This is a genomic window from Ensifer sesbaniae (assembly GCF_013283665.1).
GTDB lineage: Bacteria > Pseudomonadota > Alphaproteobacteria > Rhizobiales > Rhizobiaceae > Ensifer > Ensifer sesbaniae.
Genome location: NZ_JABEKU010000001.1, coordinates 159,266 through 177,901, shown reverse-complemented (window position 1 = coordinate 177,901; position 18,636 = coordinate 159,266). Strand labels below are relative to the sequence as shown.

The window sequence follows — 18,636 nt, the reverse complement described above, 5'->3', positions numbered from 1 at the left end:
TTGCGGGTCGTCCTTGCCTTCAAAGACGAAGATCCCCCTTCACGGGATAGGTAACCTCAACCAGGGAGAACTGCAGAATGCTCAAGAAATTGACCCTCGCGGCCGTCATGTCGGCCGTGCTTTCCGCGGCTGGCCATGCGGAAACGCTGAAATGGGGCGCCTCGCGCGACATTTATTCGCTCGATCCCTATTCCTATGGTGACAGCTACACGCTGTCCTTCCTCAACCACGTCTACGAGGGGCTTGTCCGCTACGACGCCAATCTGAAGATCGAGCCGGCGCTGGCGACGTCCTGGGAAACCGTGTCGGATACGGTCTGGCGGTTCCATCTGCGCGAGGGCGTCAAGTTCCACGACGGGGCCGACTTCACCGCGGACGACGTGATCGCCTCTCTCACTCGGGTCAGCGATCCAGCCTCTCCGCTCCGCGGCAACCTTCCGGCCTACAAGTCGGCAAAGAAGGTCGATGACCACACCGTCGATATCGAACTCACCGGCCCCTATCCGCTGCTGCTGAACGACCTGACCAACATCCACATTTTCGATCTTACCTGGCTCACCGACAATAACTCGCTGAAGCCGACGGACGTCGGCAAAAAGATTGAAGGCTACGCCACCTACCACACCAACGGCACCGGTCCGTTCAGGCTCGAGAGCCGCACACCTGACAGCAAGACCGTCCTCGTCAAGAACGCCGAGTGGTGGGACAAGTCGCAGTCCAATATCGATCGTATCGAGTTCACGCCGATCGTTTCGGCCGCAACGCGGGTAGCCGCGCTGTTGTCGGGCGAGATCAACTTCACCGAGAACGCGCCCGCACAGGATATTCCGCGCCTTGTCGCGCAGCCGAATCTGAAGGTCATGGAGCGCACCGACCTGCGCACCATCATGATGGGCTTCAACCGCAAGCCGAAACTGGCTGACGGCGTCGACAACAAGTTCAACGACCTGCGTGTCCGCCAGGCTGTCGCCCATGCGCTCGACAAGGATCTCATCCAGAAGCGGGTCATGCGCGGCAAGTCTAGGACGGCGGGCGCGATCATTGCACCGGAGATTCCGGGATATGTCGAGGCCCTGGACACGGTGGTACCGTACGATCCCGAATTGTCGAAAAAGCTGCTCGCCGAAGCCGGCGCCAGCGATCTCCCCTTCACCCTCGTCTGCACGAACGAGGCTTATGTCAACGAGGAGGAGCTTTGCCAGAGCATCGTCAACATGCTGAGCCGCGCCGGTTTCAAGCCGCAGCTCGACATCGGCCCGACGGCCGCACAGGCGCCCAAGCGCACGGGTGGTCTGTCTGACGTCTACATCATCGGCTGGGCGAACGAGCCGATGCTCGACAGCTACTCGATCCTGCTCCAGATGATCGAAACGCGAAGCGACAAGGCGGGCGTCTTCAACTGGGGTGGCTGGAGCTATCCAGAGATCGACAAGCTGATCATCCAGGCATCGACCGAAATGGATCGCACGAAGCGGCTCGAGCTGCAGACCAAGGCACTCCAGATGGTCAAGGACGAAATGATCATGCTGCCGTTGCACCAGCAGCCAATGGCCTGGGTGATGAGCAACAAGATCGACCGGGTCGCCCAGCTGGCGGACAACAAGCCGCGTCACTGGCTGACTCATTTCACGGAGTAGCCCGAATGCGGAGCTGGAACGGCAATCGTTACAGCTCCTGCTCAACTTGCGAGGCTTCGGCGTGCGCCGTGGGTCGTTCTTGCCCGTGGCGATCACCTCGCATTTCTTGACTGCCACCTGCCGCATGGACGCCCCGCGGCCCCCACGGACCTTCAGTCCACACAGGGATGCCCGGCCGAAGGCACCCTCGCACGCCACTTACGCAAATAACGTATACAATACTTCCATACTATGTTGACAATACCATACATTAGCGCTTCCTTATTCTGATCCGCCGCGCCATTCGTGCCGGATGCCAAAAATGGGGAGTGAGATGATCAACAGACGCTCGACATTGAAATCGTTGGCGCTCGGCGCCGTTTCGATCCTGGCAATTGCAGTCGCAAGCACTCTTCCCGCACAAGCGGAAAACAAGGAACTCAAGATTGGCTTCGTCGGCGTGACCAGCGGTCCCGCCGCGGCCTGGGGCACATCCAACGTTCGCTCGATGCAGACACGCGCAGATTGGCTCAACGAGACTGGCGGCGTGAAGATCGGCGAGGACACCTACAAAATCACCATCGTTACCTTTGACGACCAGAAGGATCCCAAGCGGGCCATCGCCGGCATGGAGAAGATGGCCCAGGAAGGCATCCATTTTGTCGTCGGTCCGAACGTCGATGACGGCGCGGCAGCCGTTCGGCCTGTGGCGGAATCCAAGGGGATAATCTATTTCCCCTACGCGTTCCCGAAATCGCTTTATGTCGCACCTGCCTCGAATGCGATTCTCGGCATGGTCGCCAATTATCAGTCCGGGCCGGCGATCTATAAATATCTGAAGGAAAACAAGGGCGTGAAGAAGGTGGCCTTCATCGCCGCCAACGAATCCGACCCGATCAGCCAGCGCGACAGCGGGGTCGCTGCCGCTAAGGAACTGGGGCTGGAAGTTGTCGCCGAGACCGACACCTACCAGAACGACACACGCGACTTCACACCGGTGTTGACGCCTATCGTCCAGTTGAAGCCGGATCTGCTCGTCCTGTCCGGTGTGGCCCCCGCCAACGCGCCGCTGTTGATCCGCGCCGCACGCGAACTCGGTTATGAGGGTCTGATCTCGGCGGAAACGGCGCAGGACGCGACCGTGCTGCAGGAAGGTGCCGGCGAACTCGCCAACGGCTTCATCTCAGTCGGCGGCGCATCGACCCCGGAGATCCGTACGCCCCTGATGGAGGAATTCATCGAACGCTACACCAAGAAGTTTGGCGAATACAACGATGAGTCCAACACCAAGGTCTACGCGCTCGAATACATCATTGAAACGCTCAAGGCGAACCCAAAGGCGATCGACAACGTGGAGGAGTTCAAGAAGACCATCGACAGCTTCTCCGCACCCAATCCCTACGCCAAGGACAGCACGCTGAAATATGTCGGCAGCACCTCCTTCGGCCAGAAGCGCCAGCTTTCGGTACCGATGGTGGTGACCGAGTTCGAAAACGGTACCTTCAAGACTTTGTTTGTCGGCGAAGTGGACTGACGTGACCTGATTTAAAGTCAATCGAGGTTCGGGACCGGTCCCGGACCTCCCGTCGACCGGATTTGCAGCCATGGAACAAGTCATTGCCAACGGTCTCTATCTGGGTGCGCAATATGCGCTGATCGCGCTCGGTCTGACGCTGATCTTCGCGCTCATGAACGTTCTCAACTTCGCGCACGGACAAATGTACGTGCTGGGCGGCTTCGTGACATACTCGATTTACGGCCAGCTCAAGCTGCCTTTCGTGGTCGCGCTGGTCTGCTCGGGGGTGACGCTGGCGGTCGTCGGCGCGCTGATGGAGAAGTTTCTTTTCCGGCCGGTGATCCAACGCAGCAAGCGCGAGGAAAGCACGATGCTGCTCGCCGCTGCCACCGCCTTCTTCCTCGATGCCATCATCCTGCTTCTGTTCGGCGAGAAGCAGCGTGGCGTGCCGAAGATCATCAGCGGCGTTTTCATCTCCGACCGGGTGATCTTGCCTTATGATCGCATCGTCGTCGGCGTGGTCGCGATACTGATGATCGCAGCCTTCATGCTCTACATGCAATACAGCAAACCGGGCCGCGCCATGCGGGCGCTGGCGCAAGACCGCATTGCCGCACAGCTGATGGGGGTCAAGGTCGAGCGCTATTCCATGATCGGCTTCGCGCTCGGGGCGATGCTCGCCGGGGTCGTTGGCGGCTTGCTGGTGACGATCACCGGCGTCAATTCCGGTATCGGCGGACCGATCTCGATCAAGGCTTTTCTGATGGTGATGATCGGCGGTGCCGGTGTGGTTGCCGGTGCCATTGCCGGCGGCTTCATCCTCGGCATGATGGAATCGGTCGGCCTTACCGTGCTGCGCGAATACGGTGACGTCACCTACCTCGCCATTTTCGCGCTGCTGATGATCTTCCTGAGCATCCGCCCGAACGGGCTGATGGGCAAGCCGTGGGGCTGATGCGATGAAACCATCCGCAGCTCCAAAGATCGTCTCGGCCGCACTCTTCCTCATCGCCCTTCTCGTCGGAGTGCCGTTGCTCATCAACGCCACCGGGCGGACCGATCTCTATTACACGCTGACCTCGGTGGCGCTGCTCAGCATCATCAGCGCGGGCGTGTGGATCACTTTCTATATCGGCCGCATCAATATCGGCCAGGGCGCCTACGCGCTGACGGGCGGCTATGTTTCCGCCATCCTGGTGATGAACTATGGCGTGTCCTTCTGGCTGACCCTGCCTCTGGCGGGCCTCTTCTGTGCCGCGGCGAGCGTTCTCATCGGGCTGCCCATTCTGCGCCTGCGCGGCGTCTATTTCGCCATGGTGTCGCTGGTGCTGACGGAAGTCGCGCGCCTGCTTGCCCTTGCCATACCGATCACCAACGGCGCCAAAGGCATCGTCAGCATCCCGCTGCCGGGCGGCATAAGTTTTTTCGGCATCACTCTCGTTCCGGATTTCTCGAGCCTCGCCAATCCCCGGCTCGCCTTCTACATCGTCGCCGTATTGCTGATGGCGCTGTGTTTCCTCGGTCTCTATCGGCTTGCCCATTCGCGCATCGGCCAGCTCTGCCAATCACTGCAGCAGAACGAGGAGCTCGCCTCTTCGATCGGCGTCAACGTCGCCTATCTGCGCGTCGTCGCCTATGCGCTCTCATCCTTCCTCGGTGGTCTGGGTGGGGCGATGTTCGCAGCGATCTCCCAGTCAATCTATCCGTCGAGCTTCACGGTCGCCGACTCGGTGAATTTCATGCTCAATTGTTTCCTTGGCGGGCTCGGCTATGTGCTCGGGCCGATGCTTGGAACCTTTGTCCTCTATTTCGGCTGGGACGTGCTGTTCCAGACGGGCGAATACCAGCTCTTGATCTTCTCGACCGTGCTGATCGTGCTGATGCTGGTCCTGCCCAACGGTCTGTTGAGCCTCGCCTTGCCCGGCAAGAGGAGCCTCTAGCGCCATGGCCGACATTCTCGAAATCATCGGCCTTACCAAACGTTTCGGCGGGCTCGTCGCGGTCAACGACGTCTCCTTTTCGGTGCGTGAGCGCGAGATCCTTTCGGTCATCGGGCCAAACGGCGCCGGCAAGTCGACGCTGTTCAAGCTGGTGGCCTCGTTCCTCAGGCCAACCGAAGGCGAAGTAAGGTTCAATGGGAAGAGAATCTCCGGCCTGTCGCCACACGTCGTGGCTCGCAAGGGCGTCGTGCGGACCTTCCAGGAGACCACGATCTTCAAGAACATGACCGTGCGCGACAATGTCGTGACGGCGCATCACTTGCGCTCGAGCACCACCCTCGCCGGCTTCTATTTCGGCAGTGCCTCGGCACGCAGCGATCTGGACGCGTTCGGGAGATCCGCGGACGAAATCCTCGACTTTCTCGGGCTGGGAGCGATGCAAAGCGAGATCGCCAGCAACCTGCCCCACGGGCATTTGCGGGCGCTCGGCATCGCCATCGCCCTTGCCACCGATCCGTCTGTGATCCTGCTCGACGAGCCATTCGCGGGCATGAATCACGACGAGACCAGGCGTGCGGTCGAGATCGTGAGAAAGCTGCGTGAGCGCGGCCTTACCGTGCTCCTGGTCGAACACGACATGCCGGCCGTCATGAACATTTCCGACCGCATCGTCGTCCTCAACTTCGGCCTGAAGATCGCCGAGGGTACTCCGGCGGAAATCAAGCAGAACCCGAAGGTCATCGAGGCCTATCTCGGTGTCGAAGACGAATCGATCGGATTGTAGGCCATGGAACCGCTCCTCAAATTCGACGACGTTGAACTCTACTACGACCACGTCTATGCCCTGAAGGGCGTGTCGATCGAGGTCAAAGAAGGGGAAACCGTCGCCCTGATTGGGGCCAACGGTGCGGGCAAGTCGTCGATCCTGCGGGCGATCACCGGTCTCAGAAAGATTCGAAAAGGTGAGATCCGCTATCGCGGCAATCGCATCGACGGCGTCGCGCCGGACGAGATCGTCCGCATGGGTATCTCGATGGTGCCCGAAGCGCGTCGCGTCTTCCCTTTCATGACTGTGCGCGACAACCTGCTGATGGGCGCCTTTACCCGCTCAGACAAGGTCGAGATCCGGCAAAGCATGGACATGGTGCTGACGCGCTTCCCGCGACTTAAGGAGCGCTACACGCAACAGGCGGGCACGATGAGCGGCGGCGAGCAACAGATGCTGGTGATCGGGCGAGCCCTGATGGCGCGCCCGCGCCTGTTGCTCCTCGACGAACCGTCACTCGGCGTCGCGCCGAAGCTGGTGCAGGACATCGCGCGTTCGATCGTGGCCATCAACCGCGACGAAAAGGTCAGCGTTCTGCTTGTCGAGCAGAACTCGCGCATGGCGCTGCGTATCTCCCAGCGCGCCTACGCGTTGACGACCGGCCGGGTTGCGCTCAGCGGAACCTCGGCGGAATTGCTGAGCGACGATCGCGTCAAGCATCTCTATCTCGGCGGCGAAGTGTAGTCAGGACCGAATATGCGCATCCTCGTCATAAACCCCAATACGACGACCTCCATGACCGGCAAGATCGGCAAGGCCGCAAAAATCGCCGCGTCGGCCGGAACCAGGATCATCGCAGTCAATCCCAAGGACGGTCCACCAAGCATCGAGGGCTATTTCGACGAGGCCTTCGTGGTGCCTGGCATTCTCGCCGAGATGTTCGAGGCAGGTGATATGGACGCCTATGTGATCGCCTGTTTCGACGATACGGGTCTCGATGCGGCGCGCTGCGCTACGAGCGCGCCGGTGATCGGAATAGGTGAAGCGGCGTTTCACATTGCAACGCTGATTGCCGGCAAATTCAGCGTCGTCACCACGCTCGCGCGCTCGGTGCCCGCGATCGAGCACAATCTATCGAAATACGGCCTGTCTTCTCGCTGTGCCAAGGTGCGGGCATCGGATGTCGCCGTCCTTGACCTCGAAGAGCCGGGTTCTGAAGCCCGTCAAAAGATCTCGGTTGAAATTTCCCGTGCGATCACCGAAGACAAGGCGGAGGCGATCGTACTCGGTTGTGCCGGGATGGCCGATTTGGCCCACCAGCTTTCCACCGAACACGGGGTGCCGGTGATCGACGGTGTGGCCTGTGCGGTCAGGCTTGCCGAAGCCATATCGAGCTTGGGCCTGAGAACCTCGAAGGTCGGCGGTTATGCCAGCCCGCTTGCCAAGCAATTTGCCGGTCACTACGCGCCATCGTCGCCGGGGTTGAACAAGCTGCGATAAGGATGCATCGCGATGTCCAAGGACGTTGTCCGCCGGCGCAAGAGATCAGAGACGAACCCGCCAGAAGCGCCGGATATGTTGGCGGCACGCGATCCGGAACCCCATAGTCGGATACCGGCCACGCGTTGGTCGCCGATTTATCACGGCCTCCGGGACGCAATCGTCGGTCATCGGCTCGCTCCGGGCACGAAGCTGCCGGAAGACGAGCTCGCGTCGATCTATTCGGTCAGCCGCACGGTCATCCGCGCCGCTCTTCAGGCGCTCGCCCACGACCGTCTCGTGCGCCTCGAACCCAATCGCGGCGCCTTCGTCGCCCAGCCGTCAACCAGAGAGGCGCGCGAGGTTTTCGAAGCGCGCGCGCTGATCGAACCCAGGGTCGCCGCCCTTGCGGCGGAAGTGGCCAAGCCGGAGGACATCCTGCTGTTGCGGCACCACCTCGACAAGGAGCATGAGGCGTTGCATGCCGGCCGCGACAGCGACGCGATCATGCTGTCGGCGCGATTTCATGTGGGCATCGCGGAAATTGCCGGCCATTCCGTCCTGACCAGCTTCGTGCGTGATCTCGTTTCCCACTCCTCGCTGATTATCGCGCTCTACTGGAAGCGGCGCGACACGACCTGCGAAAGCCACGCGCATCATGCGCTCGTCGACGCCATCGAAGCAGGTGAAGCCGCCAAGGCCGCCGAGTTGATGAAGGAACATCTGCTCGACCTCCTGTCGGGCCTGGAGCTCTCCCCGCCGGCAAAGAAGCCGGAGAGCCTCGCAGAGATGCTGTGCTGATATCGCCGCCGGACCGTCAACAGGTCTAGCCGTGGCGGATCAGAAATTCGGCGATCTCGCTGGCAATTTCGGTTCGCGCCAATGAAACGCCGGCCGGGGCGGCAACGATGCGCCGTAGCTCAACCGGCAGGACGCCCCCGCGCTTCGCCATGAGGTCATCGAAAAACGCCGGTGCGAATTCCGGATGCGGTTGATAGGTGAGCGCGCGGTCGTCATAGCGAAGCATCGCATTGGCGCAGAACGAGCTTGAACCGATGACTTCCGCCTCAGGCGGCAGATCGACAACCTGGTCCTGATGCCAGGCGAGCAGCGTCTGCATCTTGCCGAGATCGTGCCGGTGATATTGGACCGGGCCGACCGACCATCCATCGCCGTATTTCTCGACCCTTCCGCCGAGCGCCTGCGCGATAATCTGGTGGCCGAAGCAGATGCCTACCATAGGAAGGCGCTTCGCATAGATCTCGCGCACAAGGTCTTCCAGCGGGGCGATCCAGGAATGCGGCTCGTAGACGCCGAACCTGGAGCCGGTAATGAGCCATGCATCCGCGACGGTCGCATTCTCCGGAAAGCATCCGTCAACGACGGCATAGGTTACGAACTCCACGTCGTTGCCGGCCAGCAACGCCATGAAGAAGGTGTCGTAATCACCGTGTTTTTCAATCAACCCATCCGGAGCATGCCCGGTCTGGAGAATGCCGATTTTCATCTCTACCTGCCTTGCCTTGTAGCGGCCTTGTGGACGGGAGCAAAAATCACTATCGAAGGCCATGTTTCCGTGTGTCGATCGCCGCCGTTCTATGCACGCCCGTCAAGGGTGGCAATCGGACCGTAGAGTTCGGGACGGCGATCGCGGAACACACCCCAGGAGCGGCGCTGCCTTTCGATCGCATCGAGATCGAAGGTCGCGGTGAGTACCGTTTCGTTCTGCCGGTCGGCTTCCGCCACCTTCATTCCGGTCTGATCGGTGATGAAGGAAGAGCCGTAGAAGGTGATTTCCGTTCCCGCCTTGCCGGCCTCGTTGCCTATCCGGTTGGCGGCGACGAGCGGCATGATGTTGGCGGCGGCACTGCCCTGCATCGTTCTTTGCCAATGACCGGACGTGTCCATCTCCGGTGCTGGCGGCTCGGAGCCGATCGCCGTCGGATAAAAGAGGATTTCCGCGCCGAGCAGCGCCATGGCGCGAGCGGATTCGGGAAACCATTGGTCCCAGCAGATCCCGACGCCGATCGCGGCATAACGGGTCCGCCAGACCTTGAAGCCTGTGTCGCCCGGCGAGAAATAGAACTTTTCGGTGTAGCCGGGGCCGTCCGGAATGTGGCTCTTGCGATAGACGCCGAGAATGCTGCCATCCGCATCGACAATGGCAGCGCTGTTGAAGTAGGCCTTGCCTTCGCGTTCGAAGAAGCTGATCGGCAGGACGACCTCGAGCTCGGCGGCGAGCTTGGCAAAATGCTCGATCAGCGGATTGCCGTCCGCCGGATGGGCGAGATCGAAGAATTCACCGCGCTGGTCCTGGCAGAAATAGGGCGTCTCGAACAGTTCCTGGAGCAGGATGATCTGGGCGCCGCCGTCGGCTGCTTGCCGCACCAGCCGTTCCGCGTTGGCGATGTTTGCCGCCCTGTCCCAGCTACAGGCCATCTGTGTTGCCGCTATCGTGACGTTCCGCATTCGATTGTCCTTCCGTGAGAAATCAGAGACCGAGCCTGTCGCGCAGCCCGTACCACCAGGCGCCGATCATGGTGAACGGCACGCGGAACCTCTTGCCGCCGGGAAACGGCAGGTTCGGCAACGAGCTCCAGATGTCGAAGCGCTCGGCATGGCCGGCGACCGCCTCGCCGAGGATCTTGCCCAGGAGATGCGTGGTCGTGACCCCATGGCCACTGTCGCCGTGGGAAAAGTAGACGTTGTCGCTCAAGCGGCCCATATGCGGGATGCGCGTCAAAGTCAGCGCGAAATTGCCGCTCCAGGCATAGTCGATCTTCACCTTGGCAAGCTCCGGGAAGGTCCTGAGCATGTTCGGACGGATGATCGCCGTCAGATCCTTCGGATCCTGCCCGCCATAGCCGATGCCGCCGCCATAGAGCAGCCGATCGTCGGCGGTGCGACGGTAGTAGTCGAGAATGTAATTGGCGTCCTCGACACAATAATTGGCCGGCAGAAGCCTTCGGATGAGTTGAGGATCGATTGGCTCGGTCGCCATCACCTGGCTCGACACCGGCATCATCCGGCCGCCGATTTCCGGCAGAAGCGTGCCCAGATAGGCGTTGCCGCAAACGAGCACGTATTGCGCCCGCACCGCCCCTCGCTCAGTCCGCACCAGCGGCTTTGCGCCCTTCTCGACGCTGGTCACGCGGGAGTTTTCGAAAATTCGCCCGCTAAGGCTTTCGACTGCCGCCGCCTGCCCAAGCACCAGGTTGAGTGGGTGTATGTGGCCGCCGAGCCTGTCGATCATGCCACCGACATAGCGGCCGCTGCGGACATAGTTGCCAACTTCGGCCTTCGAGACCATTTCCAGCCCGTCGTGGCCATGCTTTTGCCAATGGGCCCGGTGCGCCTCCATTTCACGCACCTGTTTTTCGGTGAAGGCGGCGAAGAACCCACCGTCGACGAGATCACAGTCGATGCCGTATTTCTTCACGCGGTCGCGAATGATCCTGCCGCCTTCGAGCGACATCGCGCCAAGCTTGGCGGCCTTGTCCTGGCCGTAACGCCCGGCGATGGTTTGAAGGTCGCGGCTATAGCCGTTGACGATTTGTCCGCCATTGCGGCCAGACGCGCCGAAGCCGATCCGATCCGCTTCAACGACGACGACCGAGTAGCCTCGTTCCGCGAGCTCCAGAGCCGCGGAAACACCGGTGAAGCCCGCGCCGATGATGCAAACATCGGCCTCCACCTGTCCCTCGAGCCTGGGGCGCACGCGCTTGTCGCGGGCGGAAGCGGCATACCAGGATGGCGCATGGCCGGAATTGGCCGTGGTTTTCGATGTGAAGGTCATATCGTTCATGTCACACAGTCCTGATATAGGCGTCATATTCCACGTCGGTCACTCGCAACGAGAACTCGGAAAGTTCCTGCTGTTTGCACGCGGTGAAGAGCGCCCGGTATTTCTGTCCGAGCGTGGCGTATGCGAAGCCGGAACGCGCGAAACGCTGGAGCGCGTAGTCCCAGTTTGTCGGTAGAGGCTCATGGCTGACGGCATGGTCGTCGCCGGCGATGGCCCCGCCGGGATTGATCCGCTCGCGCATGCCGCAGAGTGCCGCGTTGAGGATCATCGCGAGCGCCAGATAGGGATTGGTATCGGCGCCGGCGACGCGATGCTCGATCCGCGTCGCGGGTTTGCTCGCGGTGATCACCCGAACTGCCGCCGAGCGGTTGTCGAAGCCCCAGGAGGCGTAGGTCGGCGCGTGTTCACTGGGCCTCAGTCGCCTATAGGAATTGGCGTGCGGCGCAAACACCGCCATGCTCTCTCCCATGTTGGCAAGCAGCCCGCCGACCGAATGCATGAGCGTTTCGGCCGGACCATCTTCACCGACATAGATATTGCGGCCATGCTCGTCGAGGACACTGAAGTGAACATGCATGCCGGAGCCGGCCTGCACACCATAGGGCTTGGCCATAAAGGTGGCGTCGAGATCATGCTTGCGGGCAACGCCCTTGACGACGCGCTTCAGCAAAACCGCATAGTCGGCCGCCTGCAACGCATTGGGCACATGATTGAGATTGATCTCATACTGGCCCGGTCCGTTTTCGCGCAGGGTCGTGTCGGCGGCAACTCCCTGGGCCCGGCAAGCAATGGCGATGTCATGAAAGACATGCTCGAAATCCTGCAGCTCCGAGATGGAGAGGACTTGGGTTTGGCCCGTGTGCCAGCGTCCTTCCCGGCTGTTCGGCGGACGCACCGGATCGAGCGCCGAGCGGACCGGGTCGATCAGATAGAATTCGAGTTCCGTCGCGACGACAGGCGTCAGCCTAGCCTGCGCGAACCGTTCCAGCACGTCTGCCAAAATCTGGCGCGGGTCACCGTAGAAGCCGGTACCGTCCGGATTGCGCATGGCGAGCATGACCTGAGCCGTTGGCCGATTGAGCCAGGTGACACGCGAAAGCGTGTTGGGCACGGGGAAGCACAGGCCGTCAGGGTCGCCCGTCCCCTCTGCGAGGCCCGCGCTGTTGACGTCACGGCCCCAGATATCGAGGGCGTATACAGAGCGCGGGATGGCCATGCCCTTGCTCAGGACATCGAGCGCTCGCTCGCGTGGGATCCATTTGCCTCGCGGCACGCCGTTGACGTCGATCACGAACGCTTCAAGCACTTCGATATCGGGGTTTTCGCGCAGGAAGTCCTGCGCTTCGCTTTCATTGCTCATATCGCACCAGGATGGACGCGCGGGTTTTCAGGCCGAGGCGGGTTGCGCGCTGCCGCGCCGTCGGTCGCCGTTCCTCACATTTCGAGTAGCTTCGGCGCTGACAGGCTCCGGAGAACCTGCCTGCTTTCCGTGGTGTCACGCTACGTTCCGTAGCCGATGACGCCCTTTACCTCGAGGAAGTCATCAAGTCCGAACTCCGCATATTCGCGTCCGTTACCGGATTGCTTGAAGCCCCCGAACGGTGCGCCAGTGTCCCAGTCCGGATAGTTGATGTGGACGTTACCTACCCGCAGAAGGCGTGCGACCCTGCGGGCGCGACCGAGGTCGGCCGACTGGACGTAGGCCGCCAGTCCGTAGGGGGTATCGTTGGCGATGCGGATTGCCTCCTCTTCGCTGGCATACCCAAGGATGCAAAGCACCGGCCCGAAGATCTCCTCACGCGCGATCCTCATGTCCGGATCGACGTTGCCGAACACAGTGGGCTTGACGAAGTGGCCGCGGTCGAGCCCTTCGGGCCGCCCTACGCCGCCCGCCACAAGCGTCGCGCCCTCGTCGATACCCGCCCGGATCAAGGCCTGGATTTTGGCGAATTGCACATCGCTGACCACAGGTCCGAGATCCACGCCGGGCCGATCGGCCGGACCGACATTCGGCTCGGCGGCGACCGCGCGCGCCACCTCCAGCGCCTCTGCCATGCGATCCGCCGGCACCAGCATGCGGGTCGGCGCGTTGCAGGACTGGCCGGAATTGTCAAAGCAGTCGAGCACCCCCTGGCGCACGGCAGCCTTCAGGTCGGCGTCATCGAGGATGATGTTGGCGGACTTGCCGCCGAGTTCCTGGTGCACGCGCTTGACAGTGTCGGCCGCCGCCTTCGCCACCAGCACACCGGCCCGCGTCGAGCCGGTGATCGAGACCATGTCGACATCCGGATGGCGGGCGAGCGCCTCGCCGACGGTCGGGCCGTCACCGTTGACAAGATTGAAGATGCCGGCAGGGACACCCGCCTCATGCATGACCTCGGCAAAGATCATCGCACTCACGGGCGCGATCTCGCTCGGCTTCAGCACCATGGTACAGCCGGCCGCCAGCGCCGGCGCGACCTTGCAGGTGATCTGGTTGAGCGGCCAGTTCCACGGCGTGATCATCGCAACCACGCCCACGGCCTCCTTGGTGATGAGCGTCGAGCCCTTGAGCCGATCGAAACGATAGGTCTTCAGCGTCTCGATCATCGTGCGGATATGCGCTGCCCCACTCCCGACCTGGTTGTTGAGCGCCATTCGGCGCGGCGCCCCCATTTCCTGCGAAATCGCCAGGGCGAGGTCAGCCGATCGCTTCTCGTAAGCCGAAAGAACGCGCTCAAGAAGATCGAGGCGCTCCTCGCGGCTGGTCAGCGAAAAGGCCGGAAACGCCTGGCGTGCCGCGGCCACGGCGCGATCGACATCCGCCGCGCTGCCGAGTGCAATGGTGGCGAACGCCTCCTCTGTGGATGGATCGATGACGTCGAGCGTGACCGGATCGACCGGATCGACCCAGGCGCCGTCGACATAGAACTGCGGATAGTTACGCATTTTGATATCTGCCTTCGTGTCAAAATTGTAGAATTCAGGCGGCCCTCGCCTCGTAGGTGAAACGCCCATCGCAGATGGTCGCCAGCGGTCGGATCGCCGCGAGCCCTTCATAGGGTGTCGCTTCGACGTCACCATCGAGAATGACGATGTCGGCGAGATAGCCAGGCTTCAGCACGCCCTTTCGGTCTTCCATGAATTCCACCCAGGCGCCGGTGCGGGTGTAGGCGGCGAGCGTTTCGAGGAGGCTGAGCCGCTGGTCCGCCATGCCGTTCTTCCAGGTCCTGCGGGTCATCGCGTCGTGGATGCAGCTCATCGGCGGCAGCGGCGAGACCGGCCAGTCGGTGGAGAAGACGATCTTCGCACCGGCGTCCGTTAGTGTCCGCCAGGCGAAAGCATAGGGCCAACGTGCCTCACCGATGCGGCTGAGATAGGGCTCGAGCGGCAGGCCTGCGGACCCCGGCGGATGGGTCGGCTGCATCGAGGCGACGGCCCCGAGTTCGGCGAAGCGTGGGATGTCGTCCGGATGGACCACCTCGATATGCTCGATGCGGTGGCGGCTGTCGCGCCTGCCATTGGCACGGGCCGCCGCTTCGTAACCATCGAGAACCAGCCGGACGGCGCCGTCACCGATCGCGTGGACTGCGATCTGGAAGCCCAGCCGGTCCGCCTCGATGGCGATGCGGGCGAAATGCTCGCGGGCGAATAGCGGATCACCGCGCCAGCCCGGCTCGTCGGCATAGTCGTCGATGAAAACCGCGGTCCCGGATTCCGTGACGCCGTCGGCGAAGACCTTGATGAAATCCGATCGCAGCCGATCGCCATCGAAACGCGCGCGCCAGGCGGCGGCCTTTTCGGTCAGGATATCCAACGACATGAAGTTCTTCATGTGGAAAGGAATGCGGGCACGCACCGGCAGCCCGCCGTCGTGCTCGATCTCTTCAAGCATCTCGAGCTGGTAGAGATTGCCATCCATGTTCTGGATCGAGGTAATGCCGAGCGAGGCGCAATAGTCGAGGCCGCGGCGGATGGCGGCAATGTCGCCGGCGCGCGCCTCGGCCGTCACATGATCCGGCTCGCCGCCGGTACCGATGCCAAGCCCCTCGCGGCCGCCGCTCTCGCCGAGCTCAGCCACCGGCGTGATCGCATTGGTTTCCTTTAGCTCCCCGTTGGCAAGACCGTCGGCTCCCATGACGATTTCGTTACCAACGCCGACATCGCGGCCCTCGAGGATTCCAGCCGCCTTCAGCGCCGCCGTGTTCGCCCAGGCGGTGTGGTGATCGGGCGCGATCAGGAGCAATGGCCGGTCGGGAAGGATGCGATCGAGATGATGGCGCGTGACCCGTTCCGTCTCCGACAGGATCGTGTAGTCGGCGTACTGAGCGACAAGCAGTTTCAGCGCAGGATTGGCGGCCGCATAGTCGCGCACGGCGTCCTGCAGGGCGGCAAAGCCATGTACGCCGAACAGCGAAAGCTGCGTGAGCCCGACCGAACCACCGAAGATATGCATATGCGCCTCGTTGAAGCCCGGCAGCACTGTGCCGCCATGGGCGTCGAAGACCCGGGTCTTGGACCCCGCGAGGGCCATGATCGTTGACTCGTCACCGGTGGCGAATATCCGGTTGCCGACGATTGCCAGGGCTTCGGCGCGCGGCGCCTCGGTGTCCATCGTCAGTATGCGACCGTTACGGATGATGATGTCGGCGATTTGCATGAAGAGCCTCGTCAGATCGGGTGCGACTGGCGCAGCCGGCACGGGACGCGCCGGCTGCGGTTTCCATCAATGAAGGGGCGCGTCACTTGCGCAGGTTGGTCCAGATCTTGTTGTAGATCTCGACGACCTCGGCCGGGCACGGCTTGACAAATTCCGGGGCCACGCCGTCCGGGCGCTTGATTTCCGGAGCCCCGGCAAAATCGGCCGGCATGAACTTGTCCGATCCCGCAACGCCGTTGTCGTATTTGTTGTAGTCGGAGTTCATTCCGGCGTTTTCCGGGTCCATCATGAAGTTCAGGAACAGCTTGGCGTTTTCCAGGTTCGGCGCGTCCTTCAGCACGACGACGTTGTCCATGAAGCCTTCGATCCCTTCCTTCGGATAGGCGAACTTCATCGTTGGCCTTTCCAGCCGCGCGCGGTAGGCGTTGCCGTTCCACATCATCGAGGCATCGACGTCGCCCGACGTCATCAGGGACTGGCCGTCATAGCTGAAGGTGCGCCAATGTGGCTTGGCCTTGTTCAGCAGGTCGCTGATCTGCTTCAGTTGCGCCTTGTCGCCGGTGCAACGGGGAAAGCCGAGGTAACGCTCGGCTGCATGCATGACCGAGTTCATGTCGTCGAGCATGTTGATGCGGCCCTGCAGCTCCGGCGGCGGGTCGAAGAGAATGGCATAGGTGTCGATGTCGCCCTTATAGATCGCCGTGTCGACGGCAAACGCGGTCAGGCCGTGCATCCACGGGATCGAATAATGGCGGCCCTCGTCCCAATAGACATCGACCATGTCGGGCCGCAGGTTCTTGAAGTTCGGCATGGACGCGGGCTCGGCCTTCGCCAGCATGCCCTCGTCGACCATAATCTTCACGGTATAGTCGCTCGGCATGGCAACGTCGTAGCCGGAGCCGCCCGCGCGGATCTTCGACAACATGGTTTCATTGGAGTCATAGGAGTCCACCGTCACCTTGACGTCGAATTCCTTGGAGAACTTCTCGAGCATCGCGGGGCTGACATAGTCGCCCCAGTTGTAGATGTGCAGTTCGCCGGCGGCGAGGCAGGTGGTCGCCGAGAGCATCACGGCGGCGGCGGTGAGGTACGAGAGTCTGCGCATTTCAAGGACCTTTCCGTTGTGGCAAGCGTGTGGGCAAGTGTGGGGCGTTAGGCACGGCGGCGGTGCGAGAGGACGAAAGAGAGCACGATGAAGGCGAGCGAAATCAGGAGCAGCAACGTGCACATGGCGTTGAGCTCCGGTGTAAGCGTGCGGCGAATGCGCCCCCAGATGTAGAGCGGGAGCGTCGTTTCCCCCGGCCCGGCGATGAGCTGCGTGATGGTGAAATCATCGAAGGAGACGATGAAGGCGAGTGCGGCACCCGACGATATCCCGGGAACGAGCAGCGGCAGCGTTACGTAGCGGAACGTTTTCCAAGGCGTCGCGTAGAGGTCGGCGGCGGCATTGTCGAGCGTGGTATCCATGCCCTCCAACCGTGCACGGATCGGCAGATAGGCGAAGGGGATGCAGAAGGCAGAGTGCGCCAGGATGAGCTTCCAGATACCGAGATCGATGCCCGTCACGGTCGAAAGGAAGGCAAAGAAAGAAAGCAGCGAGATGCCGGTCACGATCTCGGGCACGACGAGTGGCGTCGTGATCGTGAGATAGGCGGATCCCTGGCCGCGCCAGGGGCGGCCACGCGTCGTGCCGAGCGCTGCGGCGGTGGCGAGCACCGTCGAGATCAGGGTTGCTGCGACTGCGACGATCACGGAAAGGATCGCGGAGTCGTAGAATTCACCATTGGCCAGGACCACGTTGTACCAGCTCGTCGTAAAGCCATGCCATTTGGCGGCGAGATTGTTGGCCGAATTGAACGAATAGGCGATGACCACCAGCATCGGCAGATAGAGGACGGCAACGCAGCTTGCGGCGATGAAGGCGAAACCAGACTGTTTCTTGATATCCGGCGAACGGACGACGGCGACGTCAGCCATGGCTCACTCCTCCTGCATTTTTGCGGATCTGGAAGAACAGGGCCAGCATGACGAAGGCCATTAGGATCATCGAAAAGGCCGAGCCGAGCGGCCAGTTGCGCGACGAGCCGAACTGCAGAGCGATCAGGTCCCCGATCATCAGGTGCCGGCCGCCACCGAGTAGAAGCGGAGTGACATAGGCGCCGAAAGACGGGATGAAGACGAGCAGGGAGCCGGTCGCAATTCCCGGCCAGGTCAACGGGATGATGATCCGGGTCAGGACCTGGAAACGGCTGGCATAGAGATCATAGCCCGCTTCGACCAGTCGGAAGTCCAGCTTCTCGAGTGAGGCGTAGACCGGCAGGATCATGAAGGGCAGGAAGCTGTAGAACAGCCCGAGCAGGATCGCGAAATCCGTGAAGATCATCGTCACCGGTTGGTCGACAACACCGAGCGACAAAAGGACGGTGTTGATCAGCCCCTCGTCGCGAATGATGAACATGACCGCGATCGTGCGCACCAGCAGGTTCGACCAGAAGGGAATGGTGATCAGCAGCACCCACCAGTTGCGGGTCTGTGGCGGCCGGGTCGCCATGTAGTAGGCGGTGGGGAAGCCAATCAGCAGGCAAACCACGGTGGTGGCGATGCCGAAGAGGAAAGTTCGTGCGAAGATGAGGAGATATTCCGACGAGAACGTCAGGCTATCGTCGAAGATGTCCTTCTGGAAAAGGAAGCCAACATAGGCGTCGGCCGACAATTGCCATTCGACGCCGCCATAGGTGGCCGGTTTCATGAAGGAATAGGCGAGCACGACCAGCAGCGGCAGGGCGGCGAAGGCCAGGATGAACAGCACGGCAGGCAGGGTCAGCAGCCGGCGGCGCGCGTCATCGAGGCGTTGCATGTCCTTGATCTCAGCCAT

Annotated in this window: 17 protein-coding genes; 8 read left to right on the top strand and 9 right to left on the bottom strand. The window is 61.7% G+C overall.

Going from position 1 to position 18,636, the window contains the following annotated elements:
• Positions 1-77 precede the first annotated feature (77 nt).
• The 8 genes from BHMPCIPO_RS00810 (at position 78) to BHMPCIPO_RS00775 (ending at position 8,118) form a co-directional block, all read left to right on the top strand.
• Positions 78-1,637, top strand: coding sequence for an ABC transporter substrate-binding protein (locus tag BHMPCIPO_RS00810; protein WP_173515000.1), 1,560 nt, complete (start codon positions 78-80; stop codon positions 1,635-1,637).
• 313 nt (positions 1,638-1,950) lie between these two features.
• Positions 1,951-3,150 (top strand): ABC transporter substrate-binding protein, encoded by a 1,200-nt coding sequence (locus BHMPCIPO_RS00805; protein ID WP_173514999.1) that lies wholly within the window; start codon positions 1,951-1,953, stop codon positions 3,148-3,150.
• A gap of 70 nt (positions 3,151-3,220) precedes the next feature.
• Positions 3,221-4,087, top strand: a complete 867-nt coding sequence (locus BHMPCIPO_RS00800) for a branched-chain amino acid ABC transporter permease (RefSeq protein ID WP_173514998.1) — start codon at positions 3,221-3,223, stop codon at positions 4,085-4,087.
• A gap of 4 nt (positions 4,088-4,091) precedes the next feature.
• A complete protein-coding gene (locus tag BHMPCIPO_RS00795) occupies positions 4,092-5,072 on the top strand; it encodes a branched-chain amino acid ABC transporter permease (protein WP_173514997.1) in 981 nt (326 codons plus the stop codon).
• A gap of 4 nt (positions 5,073-5,076) precedes the next feature.
• Entirely contained in the window at positions 5,077-5,856 is a 780-nt protein-coding gene (locus BHMPCIPO_RS00790; RefSeq protein WP_173514996.1) for an ABC transporter ATP-binding protein, read from the top strand.
• A gap of 3 nt (positions 5,857-5,859) precedes the next feature.
• The gene (locus BHMPCIPO_RS00785) at positions 5,860-6,582 is read left to right on the top strand and encodes an ABC transporter ATP-binding protein (protein WP_173514995.1); all 723 of its coding nucleotides are present in this window, start codon (positions 5,860-5,862) and stop codon (positions 6,580-6,582) included.
• A gap of 12 nt (positions 6,583-6,594) precedes the next feature.
• Entirely contained in the window at positions 6,595-7,338 is a 744-nt protein-coding gene (locus BHMPCIPO_RS00780; RefSeq protein WP_173514994.1) for an aspartate/glutamate racemase family protein, read from the top strand.
• A 75-nt stretch (positions 7,339-7,413) separates the two neighbouring features.
• Complete coding sequence (locus BHMPCIPO_RS00775; protein WP_173518045.1) at positions 7,414-8,118, top strand: GntR family transcriptional regulator; 705 nt, start codon at positions 7,414-7,416, stop codon at positions 8,116-8,118.
• A 25-nt stretch (positions 8,119-8,143) separates the two neighbouring features.
• Here BHMPCIPO_RS00775 and BHMPCIPO_RS00770 read toward each other — a convergent pair whose 3' ends face one another.
• From BHMPCIPO_RS00770 to BHMPCIPO_RS00730, 9 genes are all read right to left on the bottom strand, one after another.
• The gene (locus BHMPCIPO_RS00770; RefSeq protein ID WP_173514993.1) at positions 8,144-8,824 is read right to left on the bottom strand and encodes a type 1 glutamine amidotransferase; all 681 of its coding nucleotides are present in this window, start codon (positions 8,822-8,824) and stop codon (positions 8,144-8,146) included.
• Positions 8,825-8,913: 89 nt separating this feature from the next.
• Entirely contained in the window at positions 8,914-9,786 is an 873-nt protein-coding gene (gene aguB, locus BHMPCIPO_RS00765; RefSeq protein ID WP_173514992.1) for an N-carbamoylputrescine amidase, read from the bottom strand.
• A gap of 22 nt (positions 9,787-9,808) precedes the next feature.
• A complete protein-coding gene (locus BHMPCIPO_RS00760) occupies positions 9,809-11,113 on the bottom strand; it encodes an NAD(P)/FAD-dependent oxidoreductase (protein WP_246304355.1) in 1,305 nt (434 codons plus the stop codon).
• Positions 11,114-11,123: 10 nt separating this feature from the next.
• Positions 11,124-12,482, bottom strand: coding sequence for a glutamine synthetase family protein (locus BHMPCIPO_RS00755; protein ID WP_173514990.1), 1,359 nt, complete (start codon positions 12,480-12,482; stop codon positions 11,124-11,126).
• Between the two features lie 140 nt (positions 12,483-12,622).
• Positions 12,623-14,050, bottom strand: coding sequence for an aldehyde dehydrogenase family protein (locus BHMPCIPO_RS00750; RefSeq protein ID WP_173514989.1), 1,428 nt, complete (start codon positions 14,048-14,050; stop codon positions 12,623-12,625).
• A 34-nt stretch (positions 14,051-14,084) separates the two neighbouring features.
• Positions 14,085-15,761, bottom strand: coding sequence for an amidohydrolase (locus tag BHMPCIPO_RS00745; protein ID WP_173514988.1), 1,677 nt, complete (start codon positions 15,759-15,761; stop codon positions 14,085-14,087).
• An 82-nt stretch (positions 15,762-15,843) separates the two neighbouring features.
• Positions 15,844-16,866: an extracellular solute-binding protein gene (locus BHMPCIPO_RS00740; protein WP_173514987.1), complete on the bottom strand. Its 1,023-nt coding sequence runs from the start codon at positions 16,864-16,866 to the stop codon at positions 15,844-15,846.
• A gap of 47 nt (positions 16,867-16,913) precedes the next feature.
• Positions 16,914-17,738, bottom strand: a complete 825-nt coding sequence (locus tag BHMPCIPO_RS00735; RefSeq protein ID WP_173514986.1) for an ABC transporter permease — start codon at positions 17,736-17,738, stop codon at positions 16,914-16,916.
• Positions 17,731-18,636 carry an ABC transporter permease gene (locus tag BHMPCIPO_RS00730; protein WP_173514985.1) on the bottom strand — a complete coding sequence of 302 codons (906 nt, stop codon included), beginning with the start codon at positions 18,634-18,636 and terminating at the stop codon, positions 17,731-17,733. The genes BHMPCIPO_RS00735 and BHMPCIPO_RS00730 overlap by 8 nt, the downstream gene beginning before the upstream one ends.